This is a genomic window from Acidovorax sp. Q11, assembly GCF_054950075.1.
This window is the reverse complement of sequence record NZ_JBUDZG010000019.1, coordinates 50,101-66,493: the sequence shown is the minus strand read 5'-3', so window position 1 is coordinate 66,493 and position 16,393 is coordinate 50,101. Positions and strand designations below refer to the sequence as shown.

Genomic DNA, 16,393 nt, shown 5'->3' with positions numbered 1-16,393 from the left:
TTCAGCCGAGGTGGCCCGCACGCGGTGCGGGCTCTTGCGCTGCAACCTTCGCCATCCCCAGTTCAAGCGACTGCCCCAGCGGCAGCGCCAGAAGCTGGCCCATGGCTTGAGGAAAAGACGGCAGCAGCACGCCGTGGGCCCTGCGGGCGCTGCTGCCCATGGTGCCGAACGAGGCCTGTTCCGCGCCGTGAACGGCCTTGATCCTGCGCGCGCAGGTGTCCATGAGTTGCTGAACCAGCGCGGCGCGCTCCAGCACTGGCGGTCCGTTCAACGGCACCGTGCCGCGAACCAGCGCCACCAGGTTGCACACAAGGGCCTGGACCATCCACCCCGCACTGTGGGCATCGGCGGTGATCACACCGATGAGTTCTGCGGTGTCCTGATCGCCACGGCCCTGAGCCATCACAAAAATGAACTCGACAGCCCCTCGGGACAAACGCTCACCGGACGCGGGGGAATGCGCCAGCTGTTTGAGGATGTTGGGAGGGAGATAGGCAGAAAATAGATCCGCCATTTTTTCCTTACGAGAAAACAGTCTCGCCATTTTTTCCTTCCGTCTGGGGGGCTCTTTGCGATCACATAGGACAGCACCCTGCGCACCCTACACGGGCCGATTCCGCTGCCATCCCTCCGGCGGCTGCCACCCTTGCGTCCAGGCGATGAAATCGTCCAGCGGCATGGGTCGGGCGATGCAATAGCCCTGGGCCTGGGTGCAGCCCAGCTGCAGCAGCATCTGGCCTTGCTCCACCGTTTCCACGCCCTCGGCGATCACGCGATAGCCGAAGGAGCGGGCCAGGCCGATCACACCCTGCACGATGGCCAGGTCGCCGGGGTCGCCCATCATGCCGTGCACAAAACTCTGGTCGATCTTGAGCGTGTCCATGGGCAGGCGGCGCAGGTAGGTGAGCGACGAGTATCCGGTGCCAAAGTCGTCCAGCGACACGGTCACGCCCATGGCGCGCAGCTCGGTCAGGGTGGCGGCCACGGCCGACAGATCGTACAGCGCGGCGCTTTCGGTGATCTCGATCTCGACCAGGTGCGTGGGCACCTTGGGGTGGCGCGCCAGGCACTGGGCCATCCAGGGGGCAAATCCGGGCTGCTGCAAGTGCTGGGCGGCGATGTTGATGCTCAGCGGCATGGGCAGGCCCTGGTTCTGCAATCGCTCCAGCACCGTGAGCGCGGCCTCGGTCACCCATTCGCCAAAGCCGATCTCCAGCTCGGTGCCCTGCAGCAACGGCAGGAATTCGCCCGGCGGCACCAGGCCGCGCTCGGGGTGTTGCCAGCGCGAGAGAACTTCGGCGCCCACCACAGTGCCGCTGCGCATGTCCACCTTGGGCTGCAGGTACAGGGTGAACTGGGCGTCCGCCAGCGCGTCGCGCAGGTGACGGCCCTGGGTGCGTCGCAGTTGCACGGCGCGCTCCTGGTCGGCATCAAACCGGTTGAAACGGTTGCGCCCGGCCTGTTTGGCTGCGTACATGGCCTGGTCGGCATGGCGTAGCAGGGCGTCGGCATCGGCATCGTCCTGCGGGAACACTGTGTAGCCAATGCTGGCGGTGACGACCACCCGCTCGGCATCCAGCGTGTAGGGGGACGAAATGCTTTCCATCACGCGTTCGAGCAGGCGTTCGCAGTCGCTGACCGAGCCCAGCCCGGGCATGAGGATCACGAACTCGTCGCCACCCAGGCGGGCCACACAGTCCAGGCCCCGCAACGCCCGGGTGAGGCGGCCCGCCACCACCACCAGCAGGCGGTCGCCCGCGCCGTGGCCAAGCCTGTCATTCACAGGCTTAAAGCCGTCCAGGTCGAGGTAGGCCACCCCCAACTGGGAGCCGCTTTCGCGGGCCAGGTCCATGCTTTCCTGCAGCCTGCGCGCGAGCAGCACGCGGTTGGGCAGGCCGGTAAGGGCGTCGAACAGAGCCATCCGCTGCAGCATGACCTCTTGTTCGCGCTGGGGTGTCACGTCGATGGCCACGCCCAGCATGCGGGCGGGGTTTCCGTGGTTGTCAAAACCCACGACCTTGCCCAGATTGCGCACCCAACGGGTGGCCTCGCCGGGTTGGTTTACGCGCCAGGTGGCATCAAACGGGGTGCCAGGGTTCTTTGTGTGGCGTGCAAGCTCGGCGTCGATGCGTTCGATGTCGTCGTCGGCAACGGCGTTGGTCCACGGCACTGCCAACGACGCGTTGCCGGAGGCCTCCATGCCGCGCATGGCGTGCCAGCGGCTGTCGCCGGTGACCAGGCCGGTCTGTAAGTCCCAGTCCCACCGCCCTAGCGACGCGGCAGAGATGGTGAGCGACAGCAGCTCTTCCCGCTCGCGCACCTGTTCTTCCTCGCGTTTGCGGTCGGTGATGTCGTGTACGGAGAACAGCCAGCAGGGCTCGCCGTCGAACTCGGTCGCGCGCATGGACTGCAGCACCGTGCGGGGCGGGCCGCCGCGCACGGCCAGCGTCATTTCATGGTCACTGATCTGGCCGCTAGCATTTGCCTTGTCGATGAGGCGCTGGCGTTCTTCGACGGTGAAGATGCCCAGCTCGATAGCCGTGCGACCAATGGCCTCATTGCGCGGGATGCCCAGCATTTCGACCCAGGCGGGGTTGATGTCCACATACTGGCCGTCACAGCACCGTGACAGTCCCATGGGGTAGGGCATGAGTTGGAAGATGCGCGAGAAACGTTCTTCCGACTGGCGCAGGCGCTGCTCGGCGCGTTTGGCCTCGTCGATGTCCTGCATCACGCCGCGCACGCGCACCACCTGGTCGTTTTCGAGTACCGGCTCACCGCGCGCGCGTATCCACAGCAAATGGCCGTCAGCGTGCAACACCTCCATCTCCATGCTCCACGCGGTGCGCGAACGGATGGTTTGGCGAAATTTTTCGCGCAACGCCTCTCGGTAGGCGGGGGCCACATGGCGGTCGATGTAGTCGCTGGGAGGCGGCTGGCTCGGGTCCAGGCCGTGGATGTCAAAACACATCTCTGACCAGTACACCAAGCCCTTGCCGCGCTCGTCCTCCCAGGCGCCCAGTCGGGCCAGGCGGCCGGCCTGCTGGAGTTGGTTGTACAGCGCCCGAAGCTCTTCACTGGTACGTTGGGCTTCGGTCATGTTGTGGAAAACGAAAACAAAGCAGTTTTCGCCATCCACAAGCACGGAGCGCGCCGACATGAGGCCCGGGACGCGCACGCCTTTTTTCTGGGCGACCACTGGCAGGCGGTCGACCTTGCCGTCGCGCTTGAAGACCTCGACGATCCGCTTGCGCTCCTGCTCGCTAGCCCAGATATTTAGTTCGGTCGAGGTACGTCCGATCACGTTCTCACGTGACAGCCCCACTGCCTCGCAAAAGGCGGGGTTCACATCCACGTAGCGGCCGTCCGAGATGCGCGAGATGCCCGCCGAGTCAGGCAGCGTCTGGTAGAACGTTGTGTATTTGGCTTCGGATGAGCGCAGCGCGTCTTCAGCCGCGCGGTGGGCAGTGATGTCCACGTCCATGCCGACCATTGCCGTGGGCCTGCCCTGCGAATCGCGGCGCGACACCGCGCCGCGCGACATCAGCCAGCGCCAGTGCCCTTCAGTGTCCCGCACGCGGAACTCAGCCTCGTAGCTTTCCTCCATCCCATCCATGGCGCGAGCCAGCTTCGCAGCATTGCGCTCGGCGTCGACCGGGTGGCGCAGGGCGTACCAGCGTGTCCACAGGTCCAGGGTTGCCATATCGGCAGCAGTGATGCCATATTTTTCGTAGAAGCGGCCGCTGCAATGGAACTCGCGGCGCGACATGTCCCATTCCCAATGCCCTCCGCCCATGGAGTCCAGCACCAGTTGCAATCGGTGCTGCTGCTGCTCTAGCGTTTGCTGAATTTCACTGCGCGAAAGCTCCGCGCGTGCCTTGCTTTCCAATAGCAGCCGCCCTATACCCAGCATCAGCAGTCCGGCACCGTGGTGCCATGGAAAACCTCGCGTCAAGTGTGGCTCATTGCCGGTGGCCCAGAGGCTGCCGACCACTGCGAAGGGCAGAGTCAGCGTTGCGCCGACCAGAAAAACCCAAGTAGGAGCCCGAAAGCGCAAACCTACCTGATGCCAGATCGCCCCAACGGTCACGGCTGAGCCCAGTATGCTGATCGCTGAAAGCAAATTTGAAGTATCGACCCGCGCTACCGCTAGCAGAGCAATGAGCGCCGTGAGGATGGCCGTCGGGGTACCGAAGTACAACGCCAAAAATGCAGCGACCGTGGGGTACGCAAATACCCGCAGTTCAGGGGCATTCCAGCGTAGCGCCTCGAAAGAACCCCATGAAGCGAGGCCCCCCGCAAGTCCCAGCAGTAGCAGGGTCCTAGGCGAAGGCGCAAGAGATTCACGGGGTGGCAGCAAGGCTAACACCAGCAACAGCAACATGGCCGCTGTAGCAGCCAAAAGGGTGTTGTTACCCACCGCAAGTCACCTCGCAACGCCCCCGCCTTGCGGCATTTTCTAGCCGTGAAGAAAAAGAGGGGTGACTGGGAAAGGGGCCGGCAGCAATAGTCCCCGTGCCGTCGAGGCACCTGGTCCGATCGTGAAGGCCCGACGAAATCCCCATGGGTGAAGTTTAGGGCCGTTGTGAGCCGGGCAGTGCGATCCGAAATGTCCTGACAAGCCCGGTTGACAACAACGTGCCACACACAATCACAAATGCGCAGCCAATCACCCAAGGCGTGATAGTTTCGCCCAGGAACAGCGCGCCATAGAGCACCGCAAACACCGGTGTGATGAAGGTCACGGCCAGGGCGCGGCTGGGGCCTGCGCTGGCGATGAGACGGAAGTACAGGATGTAGGCAATGCCGGTGCACAACACGGCTATGGTCACGATGGCAGCCCAGGCCCGCAGGCCGGGCATCTGCGCGGGCCACAGCCACAGCGTGGGCAGCGCCAGGCCCAGCGCCGCACCCAACTGGCTGCCGGTGGCCGTGGCCAGGGGCGGGATGCCGGTGAGGTAGCGCCGCGCAAAACTGGCCGATAGCCCATAGAACGCCGAGGCCAGCAGGCAGGCGCCGATCGCCAAGGCAGCGTGGTCGGTCTTGAAGCCCGTGCCCGCAGGCGCACGCCAGGCCAGCAGGGCGACGCCCACAAACCCCAGCGCCAGCCCCACCCAGCGCAGCCGGTTGATGCGGTCGCCCAGCCAGAGCCAGGCCACCAGGGCGCCAAACAACGGCACCGTGGCGTTCAGGATGGAGGCCAGCCCGGTCTGGATGTGCAACACGGCCCAACCGAACAGCGCGAAGGGGATGGCGGAGTTGATGATGCCCGCCAGCATGATGGGCCGCCAATGCTGGCGAAACGCCGGGTAGTCGCCCTGCCGCAGCATGATCGGCCACAGAAAGACAGCAGCCAGCCCCACGCGCAGGCCCACCATGGGCAGGGGCCCGAACTCCGAGGCGCCCATGCGCATGAACAGAAACGAGGCGCCCCACAGTGCCGCCAGCAGGATGAACTCAGCGATCCAGCTGGAGACGGGCTGTTGGCCGGGTGGGGTCATGGGGCGCCTTTCGCTTTTTCCTTGTCGTGGCTGTGGGAGAGCAGGGATGCCTGGGCCGACGCCAGCGCATTCTCCAGCGCCAGCAGCGCGGCCTTTCGGTCCAGCCCGCCAGCGTAACCGGTCAGGCTGCCATCGGCACCCAGCACGCGGTGGCAGGGCACGACCACGGAGAGCGGGTTGCGTCCCACGGCGGCGCCCACCGCCCGCACGGCGCGGGGGCGGCCCAGGTGCTGGCTCAGCTCGCCATAGCTGCGCGTGGCGCCCCGGCCAATGGCCAGCAGGGCCTGCCAGACCGCTTGCTGGAAGGGCGTGCCGCCCGACAGGTCCAGGGGCAGATCGAAGCCATCGCGTTCGCCGCGCAGGTACTGCTGCAGCTGGCCGGTGGCCGCCTGCAGCAGCGGGTGGCCGTCCACTTCGGCCCAGGCGGTGATGCCATAGAGCTGCTGGCTGGGCTCGTGGCGCTGGCCTTCGAACCAGATGCCGCACAGGCCGGTGGGCGAGGCGGCCAGGCGCACTGGCCCGAGGGCCGTGTCTGCGCGTGCTTGCACAGTGTGGGGGTGGTATTGCATGGCGGTTGTCTGCGTTTTTTGGGTAAAAAAGGGCCTCTGCGCGCGATGGATAAGCGCTAGTAGCTATTGTTTTAATAGCTATTGGGACAATGCAGCCCACGCGCGCAGCACGGCATAGCTGCGCCAGGGGCGCCAGGGCTCGGATGCCGCGGTGGCTGCCCGGGCCGGGTTCTTTTGGCCCTGCACACCCAGCGCCTTGTGCAGCGCCACATCCCCGGCCGGGAAGGCGTCGGGCCAGCGCAGCACGCGCATGGCGATGTACTGCGCCGTCCAGTCGCCAATGCCCGGCAGCGCACACAGTGCCGCCGTGGTGCTGGCCACATCGGCGCCTGCGTGCAGGGCCAGCCCGCCAGCGTCTACCGCGCGGGCCAGCGCCAAGATGGCCGCCTGGCGCTGGCGCACGATGCCCAGCTGGCCCAGCGTGTCGCCGTCGGCCACGGCCAACGTGGCGGCGGTGGGAAACAGGCGGTTCAGCTCGGGCCAGGGCGTTTCGATGGGCTCGCCCAGCCGCTCCACCAGCCGCTGGCCCAGGGTGCGTGCGGCGGCCACGGTGATCTGCTGGCCCAGCACGGCACGCACCGCCAGCTCAAAGCCGTCGAACGCACCGGGCACGCGCAGGCCGTCGCCGTTGGGGAAGGCGCTGTGCAGCACGGCGTTGATGGCAGCCGGGTCGGCGTCCAGATCGAGCATGGCGCGCACGCGGCGGATGACGAGCGGCAGCACGGGGTAGAGGCTGTCGCTGGTCTGCAGCAGCACCTGGTGGCGCGCCACGTCAAAACGGGCGCTGAACCAGCCGGTGGTCTCCTGGCCCAGGCCCGTGGTGCTGGCGGGCAGGCGCACGGTGCGGCGCAGGGTGGCCGCTTCGGGCAGCACCCATTCCACGCCATGGAACTGCCGCCGCTCAAAAAACGCCAGCAGCGCCGCAACATCAAACGGTGGCCGCCACGCCAGGCGCAGCAGGGTGCTGCCCCCCTCGGGCGCCGCCGATGCGGCCGAGGTAGTGCCGCTGCGCCGCAGCTGGGTGGGGTTGAGCCCGTAGTGCCCCGCAAACGCCGCATTGAAGCGCCGCACGCTGGCGAAACCGCTGGCAAGCGCCACCTGCGTGACGGGCATGCGCGTGTCGGTGAGCAGCTGTTTGGCCGTGAGCAGGCGGCGGGTCTGCAGGTATTGCAGGGGCGAGACGCCCAGGGCCGTCTCGAAGATGCGGCGCAGGTGCCGGTCGCTCACGCCCAGGCGCTCGGCCAGGCGGGCCACGGTGGCGCTGCCTTCGCCCGGTGCGGGCGGTGCAGGCCAGAGGTCGGGCGCATCCAGCAGGCGCACGGCCTGCTGCACCAGAATGCTGCTCGCATCCTGCACCGACCACACCAGCGCCTGGGGCGCCAGCTCGGGCCGGCAGCGCAGACAGGGGCGAAAACCCGCGTGTTCGGCCTGCGCGGCCAGTGCAAAAAAGCGGCAGTTCTCGCGCCTGGGGGCGCGCACCGCACACACGGGGCGGCAGTAGATGCCGGTAGAAGTCACGGCCGTGAAGAAATGCCCGTCAAAGCGTGCATCCCGGGCCAGCACGGCCAGGTAGCGGCCCTCGTCCGAGGGGGCGGCGGCATCTGTGGTGGCGGGCGGGGTCGAGGTCATGGGCTGGATCATAGAGAGCGGGGGCGCCTGCACTGGCCGTTTTCGGACATGTGCCTGCAGCGGCCCGGACGCCTGGCCGGGCAGGGGGGCCGCCTACAATGCGGCCGACTCTTCCAATCCCTTCGCTAAAGGTCCCTCGACGTGCAACCGACGCCCGCCATTTTCAAAGCCTATGACATCCGCGGCATCGTGCCAGCGACCTTGAACGAAGAAGTGGCCCTGGGCCTGGGCCGGGCCTTTGGCACCGCCGCCCGCGCCGAGGGGCAGACCACGGTGGCCGTGGGGCGCGACGGGCGCCTGTCGGGCCCGGCCATGTCGGCGGCGCTGATCCAGGGGCTGGTGGAGGCGGGCATCGAGGTCATCGACGTGGGCCTGGTCACCACGCCGCTGTTGTACTTTGCGGCCAGCACACTGTGCAACAGTGGCATCCAGGTCACGGGCAGCCACAACCCCAAGGACTACAACGGCTTCAAGATGGTGCTGAACGGCCGAGCCATCTACGGCGAAGAGATCCAGGGCCTGCGCCGCACCATGGAGCAGGAGAGCTGGCAACTGGCGCCCGGCGGCTCGGTGCGCCATGTGGATGTGCTGCCCACCTACCGCGAACGCATCGTGGGCGACGTGAAGCTGGCCCGCCCCCTGAAGATTGTGGTGGACTGCGGCAACGGCATTGCGGGCGCCTCGGCCCCCGCCATCTTCCGCGCGCTGGGCTGCGAAGTGATCGAGCTGTTCTCCGAGGTGGATGGCAACTTCCCCAACCACCACCCCGACCCGAGCAAGCCCGAGAACCTGCGCGACCTGATCGATGCCCTGAAAGCCAGCGATGCCGAGCTGGGCCTGGCGTTTGACGGCGACGGCGACCGCCTGGGCATCGTCACCAAGGACGGCACCAACATCTTCCCCGACCGCCAGATGATGCTGTTTGCGCAAGACGTGCTCTCGCGCACGCCTGGCGGCGAGATCATCTTCGACGTGAAGTGCACCCAGCGCCTGGCGCCCGCGATTGCCGCTGCTGGTGGTGTGCCGGTGATGTTCAAGACCGGTCACTCGCTCATCAAGGCGCGCATGAAAGAGACGAACTCCCCGCTGGGCGGCGAGATGAGCGGCCATATCTTCTTCAAGGAGCGCTGGTACGGTTTTGACGACGGCACCTATGCGGGCTGCCGCCTGCTGGAAATTTTGAGCAAGTCGCAAGACCCGAGCGCCGTGCTCAACGCACTGCCCACCAGCTTCTCGACGCCTGAACTCAACGTGTCGTGTGCTGAGGGCGAACCCCACCGCCTCACGGCCGAGCTGCAGGCCCTGGCCGCAGGCCTGTTTGCCGCGCCCGCCACAGTGAGCACCATCGACGGCCTGCGAGTGGACTGGCCCGACGGTTTTGGCCTGATCCGCGCCAGCAACACCACGCCCGTGTTGGTGCTGCGCTTTGAAGGGCACACCCCCGAGGCGCTGGCGCGCATCGAGGCCGCCATGCTGGCGCTGCTGCACAAGGTCAAGCCCGACGCCCATGTGGGCGCGGCCAGCCACTGAGCACCTCTCGACAACCCTGTTGCCTGCCACCTTCCTGACCGAGCTGCCCGCGTGAACAACCCCTCCGTGTCCACCCCCCTGCGCATCGCCGCCGCACAGTCGCCGTCCGTCCCTGGGGATGTGGCGCGCAATGTGCTGATCCACCTGGCCTTTGTGCGGGTAGCGGCCAGCGAGGGCGTGCAGGTGCTGCTGTTCCCCGAACTCTCGCTCACCGGCTACGAGCCCGCAGTGCTGGCCGCCAACGTGCTGGATGCCGACCATGCAGCGCTGGCCCCCCTGCGCCAGGCTGCGCGCGAGCAGGGCATGGCCATCGTGGTGGGTGGGCCCGCGGCGCCCGTGCAGGCAGGCGCCTTGCCCGCCATCGGCGCCTGGGTGCTGGCGCCCGATGGCAGCGTGGCGCTGTACCGCAAGCGCCACCTGCACACCAGCGAGGAGCGTTTTGCCAGCGCAGGCCCCCACGATGCCCAGGTGCACCTGCTGGCGGGCGAGCCCACGGGCATGGCGGTGTGCGCAGACATCACCCACCCAGAGCACGCGAGTGCCGCACATGGCGCGGGTGCGGCGCTGTATGCGGCCGGGGCCCTGATCAGCCACCAGGGCTACGGCCCCGAATCGGCATTGCTGCAGGGCTACGCACGCGACCACGCCATGGCCATGCTGCTGGCCAACTACAGCGGGCCGTCCGGCGGATATGTCAGCGCAGGCCGCAGCGCGGTCTGGGAGCCCGGCGGCCGCTGCGTGGTGGCGGCCGAGGGCGATGCACCCAGCCTGGTCTGGGCCGCCCGGGGCGACAGCGGCTGGAGTGGCGGCGTAGTGGCCGTGGACCTCCAGCACCTCGCCGTGGCATGAACCCCGCCCGCGCCCTGTACTCGGTGGTGACCTGGGGCGCCCAGCCCCTGCTGCGCCGCAAGCTGCGCCGCCGCGCCAAGGCCGAGCCGGGTTACGGCGTGGCCATTGGCGAGCGTTTTGGCCGCTATCCCGCGCCCATCGACAGCCTGATGATGCACAGCAGCTCCGACCCGCTGGGCCGTTTTGTATGGATCCATGCGGTCTCGCTGGGCGAAACACGGGCCGCCGCCATCCTGCTGGCCGCGCTGCGAGAGCAGCTGCCGGGCATGCGCCTGCTGCTCACACATGGCACGGCCACGGGCAGGGCCGAGGGCGAGAAGCTGCTGCTGCCCGGCGATTTGCAGGTGTGGCAGCCCTGGGACACCCCCGGCGCCGTGGCGCGGTTTCTGCGCAAGTTCCGCCCGGCCATCGGCATCCTGATGGAGACCGAGGTCTGGCCCAACCTGGTGGCCGGTTGCCGCAAGCGGGGCGTGCCGCTGGTGCTGGCGAATGCGCGGCTCAACGCCAAGTCGCTGCGCAACGCGCAGCGCCTGGCCGCACTGGCGCGGCCCGCCTACAGCAACCTGGCCGCCGTGTGGGCCCAGACCGAAGACGATGCCCAGCGGCTGCGCGCCATCGGCGCACGGGTGGCAGGCGTGTTCGGCAACCTCAAGTTCGACGTGGTGCCCGATGCGGCGCAACTGGCGCAGGGCCGCAGCTGGCGCGCGCAGGCGCCACGCCCCGTGGTCATGCTGGCCAGTAGCCGCGAGGGCGAAGAGGCTCTGTGGCTTGAAAATTTGAGGTTAAAAACGGCCTCTGCGCGCGTCCAGCATGCTCAAGATGCTATCAATAGTGGAGCGTTTTGCGCAGAGTCTGCCGCGCGCACTGTGCAGTGGCTCATCGTGCCGCGCCACCCGCAGCGGTTTGACGAGGTGCACCAGCTGCTGCTGCAGGCGGGCCTCTCCGTGTCCCGCCGCAGCACATGGACCGGTGTGCCCGAGGCCGCCGACGTGTGGCTGGGCGACTCGCTGGGCGAGATGGCGCTGTACTACGGCCTGGCCCATGTGGCCATGCTGGGTGGCAGCTTTGCCCCGCTGGGCGGACAGAACCTCATCGAAGCCGCCGCCTGCGGCTGCCCGGTGGTGCTGGGCCCCCACACCTTCAACTTTGCCGAGGCGGCCGAGCTGGCCCGCGCCGCTGGCGCCGCGCAGCGTGTGCCCGACATGGCCGCAGGCGTCGCCCAGGCCACAGGTCTGGCCCTGGACCCGGCCGCCCACGCGGCAGCCAGTGAGCGCGCCAGCCGCTTTTCCACCGCCCACCGGGGGGCGGCGCAGGCCACGGCGCAGGCCGTTCTGGGCATCGTGCGACCCCGGTGAAGGCTTGGCGCCTTCCAGCACTCGCCATCGCCGTCAATAGATATCGATGACGACAAGGGCAGCGGCATACCCTAAGCACAAAGTAAGCCGCAGCCGCTACGATGCTGTGAAACAACTGTATCTGGTGGTGTCCTGTGGTTCCTGTTCACGACCTGGGCGTTGCGGCACTCGCGATTCTGGGCGTGGCGTTCCTGATCGGCTGGAGCAGTGCCCGCCTGAACCAGGCCACGCTGCTCTGGGGCATTGCCCACCTTGCGCTGGCCGGGGCCACCTTCACCGGCTATCGCTACCACCTGCAGCCTGAATCGCAGTGGCTGGGGGTGGTGGCCACGCTGCTCACCGGCTTCTTTCTGGCCAGCCTGCACGGGGGCACCAACTTCCTCAGGGGCCGCATCATCGGCCCCGGCACCCTGATCGGGCGCAGCCTGGGGGTGGCATTTCTGATCGCGGTGGTGGGCATCGGGGGTGACAAGCGCGCGGCCAGCATCCTGGTGCTGGGGCTGATGATGCTGGTCTATGGGGTGTCTGCCTACCTGTGCCTGCGCATGCACTACCGGTTGCTGGCGGTGGCTTTTGCCCTCAAGACCGGGGCGTTCCTTTTGTACTTTCTGGAGCCGTCCACCATTGGCACGCCGTTTCAGAACCCGGACATTCTGGCGGTGGGCTGGGTCTCCAGTGTGTTGCTGGGACTGGTGCTGGTGGATGCAGCCATTGCGCAGACGCGCCAGCGGCTGTCCAACGTGATCAAGCACCTGCCCGATGCGCTGGTGGCCCGCAGGCTCGACGGCAAGATACTGTTTTGCAACGACCGCTTTGCCCAACTGGCGGGCAGTACGTCCCCGGCAGCGCTGGAGGGCCGGCAGGTGCCGCTGCTGACCCGTGAGCAGGAAGAGGCTGAGGCCATGTTCCGCAAGGTCAATGCCATGGTGCAGTCGGGCCCCATGGACGAGCCCATGCGACTGGAGCGGTCGGTCACCCCCGCCCGGGGCGAGCCGTTTCCGGCCGAGATCATTTTCTCCAGCTACATGGACCTGGGCTACCCCGTGATCCTGGGCCTGATCCGCGACCTGAGCGAACGCAAGCGGGGCGAAGAAGAGCGCCTGCACCAGGCCAACACCGACCAACTGACCGGCCTGCCCAACCGGCGTTTTCTGGAGCAGCAGCTTGACGCCGTGCTCTGGATCTCACACCGCCAGCACACGCAGTGCGCGGTGTTGCTGATCGACCTGGACCATTTCAAGAAAGTGAACGACACACTGGGCCATGCCTTTGGCGATGGAATCCTGCGCGACATCGCCCAGGCACTGCAGGCCCAGCTCAAACCAGGCGATCTGCTGGCGCGCCTGAGTGGCGATGAATTTGCGCTGGTAATGGCGGGGCTGCCGTCGCTCATGAGCATCCTGGAGGTCGAGGCCCGTGCGCTGGCGCTGCTGCAGCTGATCCGGCGCCAGTTCTGTTCCGCCGACGGCATGGAGTACCAGATCGAAGCCACCATTGGCGTCGCGTTTTCGGGGCGCGAGGGCCTCAAGGCCTCGGTGCTGCTGCAGCACGCCGAAGTGGCCATGTACGAGTCCAAGGCGCGCGGGCGGGGCAGCTGGTGTTTCTTCGAGTCGGACATGGACGAACGCCTGGCCGAATCGCTGCGGCTGGAGTCTGCCCTGCGCCAGGCCGTACCGCGCGGGGAACTGCGGCTGCACTACCAGCCCATCTACAGCTGCAGCACCGGCCGCATGACCAAGGCCGAGGCGCTGGTGCGATGGGAAAACCCCCAGCTGGGCTGGGTGCCGCCCGGGCGTTTCATCCCGGCGGCCGAGGAGTCATCGCTCATCCTGGAGGTGGGCCAGTGGATTCTGGAAGAGGCGATCCGCCAGGCGGCGCAGTGGCGCGCCCAGCCGGGTTTGGCGCCGGTGATCAGCATCAATGTGTCGGTGCGGCAGTTTGCGCAGCCCGGGTTTGAGAGCCAGGTGTTTGCCCTGCTGGAGCGCTATGGCGTGCCCCCCTCGGGCATCGAGCTGGAGCTGACCGAAACCCTGCTGGCCAGCGACCAGGAAGACCTGCCCGCGCTGCTGCACCGCCTGCACGACGCGGGGGTGGGGCTGTCGTTGGACGACTTCGGCACCGGCTACTCGTCGCTGAGCTACCTCTCACGCTTCAGCCTCAACACCGTCAAGATCGACCGCAGCTTTGTGATGGGCCTGCAGGAGAGCAGCCGCAACCATTCACTGGTGCGCGCCATCATCTCGATGGCCCACAGCCTGCACCTCAACGTGGTGGCCGAGGGGGTGGAAACCTGGCGCCAGTACGAAATCCTCAAGGCCGAGGGCTGCGACTACCTGCAAGGCTACCTGCTGGGGCGGCCCATGGCGGCTGACCAGCTGCGCGCGCACCCACAGGTGCTGGCCGGGGAGGAAAGCAGCATCCCCGACGCGGTGATCTGAGCGGCTGGTTGATTGGCTGCTTACTTCACCAGCAGCGCGTTGATGGCTTCGACGTCCTGCTGCGCCAGCGTGCCCGCCGCCTGGCGCAGCTTGAGCGTGCCCAGCAGCACGTTGTAGCGGGCCTGGGCCAGGTCGCGCTTGGTCTGGAACAGCTGACTTTGTGCGTTGAGCACATCGATGTTGATGCGCACGCCCACCTGGTAGCCCAGCTTGTTGGCGTCGAGTGCGCTCTGGCTGGAGGCCTCGGCGGCTTCGAGCGCCTGCACCTGGCCCTGGCCGGACTGCACGCCAAAAAAGGCAGCGCGGGTGGCCTGGGCCACATTGCGGCGCGCGGTTTCCAGGTCGGCCGTGGCTTTTTCCTCCAGGGCCAGGGTTTCCTTGACGCGGTTTTGCACCGCAAAACCCGCAAACAGCGGCAGATTCAGCGCCACGCCCACGCTGGCGGCGTTGCTGCGGTTGGTCACGCCGGGGGCACTGATGGTGCCGTTGAGGTTGCGCGTGACGTTGTATCCCGCCTGCAGATCCACGGTGGGCAGGTGGCCGGTTTCGGCCTTTTTGGTTTCCAGGCGGGCGATGTCGAGCGCAATGGCGGCCTGGCGCACGCCGGGCTGCTGGTCGCGCGCGGTGTCCACCCAGGTGGTCACGTTGGCGGGCTGCACGCTGGGCAGCTGCAAGGGCAGGGCCAGGGGGCGCGGCTGGGTGCCGGTGATACCCACGAGCTGGTCCAGCGCCAGGCGCTTCACGCGCAGATCGTTTTCGGCGGCGATCTCTTGTGCAATCACCAGGTCGTAGCGGGCCTGGGCTTCACGGGAATCGGTGACGGTGGTGGTGCCCACCTCGAAGTTGCGCTTGGCCGAGGCCAGTTGCTCGGACACAGCCGCCTTTTGGGCCTGCACAAAGGTCAGGGTGTCCTGCGCGGCCAGCACGTCAAAGTAGGCCTGGCTCACGCGCACCAGCAGGTCCTGGGTGGCGGCATCGAGCTGGGCCTGGGCCACGTCCACACCGCGCTGGCCTTGCTCCAGGGTGATGCGGTTGGCCGGGCGGTACAGCGGCTGCGAGGCGTTGATGCCCACCGTCTGGGCGGTGCCGGTGTTCTCAATTTTGGGCTTGCTCAACTCCACATTGCTGCGGGTAAGGCCACCCGTGAGCGCAGCCGAGGGCAGCAGGCCCGCGCGGGCCTGGTCGGCCTTGCGGCCTGCCGCATCGAGCTGGGCACGGGCCGATTGCCAGGCCGTGTCATAGGTGTGGGCCGACTCCACCAGCTCCAGCAGGCTCTGGGCCTGCGCCGGGGCGGTGAGCGCCGCGCCCAGTGCCAGGGACAGGAGGGACAGGGAAAGAGGCCGGAACGGTGTCATGGAGGTCCTTCAGAAGGGTCTGCGATTCGATGGAGGAAGCGAGCGGGCGGTCGTGGGCCGTGGCAAAGCGTCAGTACCGAGGCACGGCGGGGTCGTTTTCATGCGACCAGGCGTCGATGCCACCGGTGATGTTGGCCAGCTTTTCAAAACCGTTGTGCTGCAAAAACGCGGCCACCCGCAGGCTGCGTGCGCCGTGGTGGCACAGGCAGGCGATGGGGCGTTGCGCCTGGAGGGCAGCGTCCAGCTCGGCCAGCCGCGCGGGCAGTTCGCCCATGGGTATGGCCACCAGCTCGAAGCCCTCAGCGCGCACGCTGGCGGTTTGCAGCTCCCAGGGTTCGCGCACGTCCAGCACCAGGGGCTGGCTGCCTTCGGGTGCCGTGGCAAACCAGGCAGACAGCTGAGCGGGGCGGACGTGATCAATCATGCAGAACTCCGAAGGACGGTAGTCAGAAAGTGAAGCCGGATGGCTCGGGGAAATTGACCAGGCGGGGCGCAATGGTGTCCCAGGGCGAGGTGGTCTCGAAACGGTCGCCGGTGCGGCGCGTCAGGGTGAAGCGCATGACAGGCTCACCACCCACAATGGCGCCCAGGCGGCCGCCGTCGCGCAGTTGGGAGAGCAGGGCGGCGGACACTTCGGCCACGGAGCCGCTGAGCACGATCACGTCGAAAGGGCCGTCCGGGATCGCGTCACGGGCGCCGTCGGCCTGGCGCACATCGGCGTTCTGGATGCCGGCGTCGCGCAGGTTCTCGCGGGCCATTTCGGCCAGTTCGGGGTTGATTTCGAGGGACACCACGCGCTCGGCACGGTGGGCCAGCAGGGCGGCCATGTAGCCCGAACCGGCGCCGATCTCCAGCACGCGGTCGGTGGGCTTGATTTGCAGGTCTTGCAGCACACGCGCTTCAACGCGCGGCTGCAGCATGCTGTGACCCAGGCGCACGGCCTCTTCGGCGTCGCTGCCCAGCAGGGGCACTTCGATGTCCATGAACGCCATGCTGCGGTAGGCAGGGGGCACGAAGTCTTCTCGGCGCACCACGGCCAGCAGGTCGAGCACGTCGGCGTCGAGCACGTTCCAGGGGCGGATCTGCTGCTCAATCATGTTGTAACGGGCCTGGGCGACGGGGTCGCTGATGTTGGCGGACGTGTTCAGGGGCATGTTCATGGAATAT

General features: G+C 67.4%; 12 protein-coding genes. 4 read left to right on the top strand and 8 right to left on the bottom strand.

Annotated elements, in window-relative coordinates:
• Window position 1 precedes the first annotated feature (1 nt).
• The 5 genes from ACYZGB_RS15460 to ACYZGB_RS15440 all read right to left on the bottom strand — a co-directional run bounded on the left by ACYZGB_RS15460 (window position 2) and on the right by ACYZGB_RS15440 (window position 7,711).
• Window positions 2-544 carry a hypothetical protein gene (locus ACYZGB_RS15460; protein WP_462389506.1) on the bottom strand — a complete coding sequence of 181 codons (543 nt, stop codon included), beginning with the start codon at window positions 542-544 and terminating at the stop codon, window positions 2-4.
• Window positions 545-601: 57 nt separating this feature from the next.
• Window positions 602-4,420 (bottom strand): sensor domain-containing protein, encoded by a 3,819-nt coding sequence (locus ACYZGB_RS15455; protein WP_462389504.1) that lies wholly within the window; start codon window positions 4,418-4,420, stop codon window positions 602-604.
• 154 nt (window positions 4,421-4,574) lie between these two features.
• Entirely contained in the window at window positions 4,575-5,501 is a 927-nt protein-coding gene (locus ACYZGB_RS15450) for a DMT family transporter (RefSeq protein ID WP_462389502.1), read from the bottom strand.
• A complete protein-coding gene (locus ACYZGB_RS15445; protein WP_462389501.1) occupies window positions 5,498-6,070 on the bottom strand; it encodes a methylated-DNA--[protein]-cysteine S-methyltransferase in 573 nt (190 codons plus the stop codon). The genes ACYZGB_RS15450 and ACYZGB_RS15445 overlap by 4 nt, the downstream gene beginning before the upstream one ends.
• Window positions 6,071-6,148: 78 nt before the next feature.
• On the bottom strand, window positions 6,149-7,711 hold the full coding sequence (locus tag ACYZGB_RS15440; RefSeq protein WP_462389500.1) for a DNA-3-methyladenine glycosylase 2 family protein: 1,563 nt from the start codon (window positions 7,709-7,711) through the stop codon (window positions 6,149-6,151).
• Window positions 7,712-7,840: 129 nt separating this feature from the next.
• On the opposite strand from ACYZGB_RS15440, the gene ACYZGB_RS15435 reads away from it, so the two are divergent.
• From ACYZGB_RS15435 to ACYZGB_RS15420, 4 genes are all read left to right on the top strand, one after another.
• Window positions 7,841-9,229, top strand: coding sequence for a phosphomannomutase/phosphoglucomutase (locus ACYZGB_RS15435; protein ID WP_462389498.1), 1,389 nt, complete (start codon window positions 7,841-7,843; stop codon window positions 9,227-9,229).
• A 51-nt stretch (window positions 9,230-9,280) separates the two neighbouring features.
• Window positions 9,281-10,078 (top strand): carbon-nitrogen hydrolase family protein, encoded by a 798-nt coding sequence (locus tag ACYZGB_RS15430; RefSeq protein WP_462389497.1) that lies wholly within the window; start codon window positions 9,281-9,283, stop codon window positions 10,076-10,078.
• The gene (locus ACYZGB_RS15425) at window positions 10,075-11,433 is read left to right on the top strand and encodes a 3-deoxy-D-manno-octulosonic acid transferase (protein ID WP_462389496.1); all 1,359 of its coding nucleotides are present in this window, start codon (window positions 10,075-10,077) and stop codon (window positions 11,431-11,433) included. The genes ACYZGB_RS15430 and ACYZGB_RS15425 overlap by 4 nt, the downstream gene beginning before the upstream one ends.
• 134 nt (window positions 11,434-11,567) lie before the next feature.
• Window positions 11,568-13,871 (top strand): putative bifunctional diguanylate cyclase/phosphodiesterase, encoded by a 2,304-nt coding sequence (locus tag ACYZGB_RS15420; RefSeq protein ID WP_462389494.1) that lies wholly within the window; start codon window positions 11,568-11,570, stop codon window positions 13,869-13,871.
• Between the two features lie 20 nt (window positions 13,872-13,891).
• Here ACYZGB_RS15420 and ACYZGB_RS15415 read toward each other — a convergent pair whose 3' ends face one another.
• The 3 genes from ACYZGB_RS15415 to ACYZGB_RS15405 form a co-directional block, all read right to left on the bottom strand.
• Window positions 13,892-15,226: a TolC family outer membrane protein gene (locus ACYZGB_RS15415; protein ID WP_462389492.1), complete on the bottom strand. Its 1,335-nt coding sequence runs from the start codon at window positions 15,224-15,226 to the stop codon at window positions 13,892-13,894.
• A gap of 70 nt (window positions 15,227-15,296) precedes the next feature.
• Window positions 15,297-15,650, bottom strand: coding sequence for a rhodanese-like domain-containing protein (locus ACYZGB_RS15410; RefSeq protein WP_462389490.1), 354 nt, complete (start codon window positions 15,648-15,650; stop codon window positions 15,297-15,299).
• 22 nt (window positions 15,651-15,672) lie between these two features.
• Entirely contained in the window at window positions 15,673-16,386 is a 714-nt protein-coding gene (locus ACYZGB_RS15405) for a protein-L-isoaspartate O-methyltransferase family protein (RefSeq protein ID WP_462389489.1), read from the bottom strand.
• Between the last annotated feature and the right edge of the window lie 7 nt (window positions 16,387-16,393).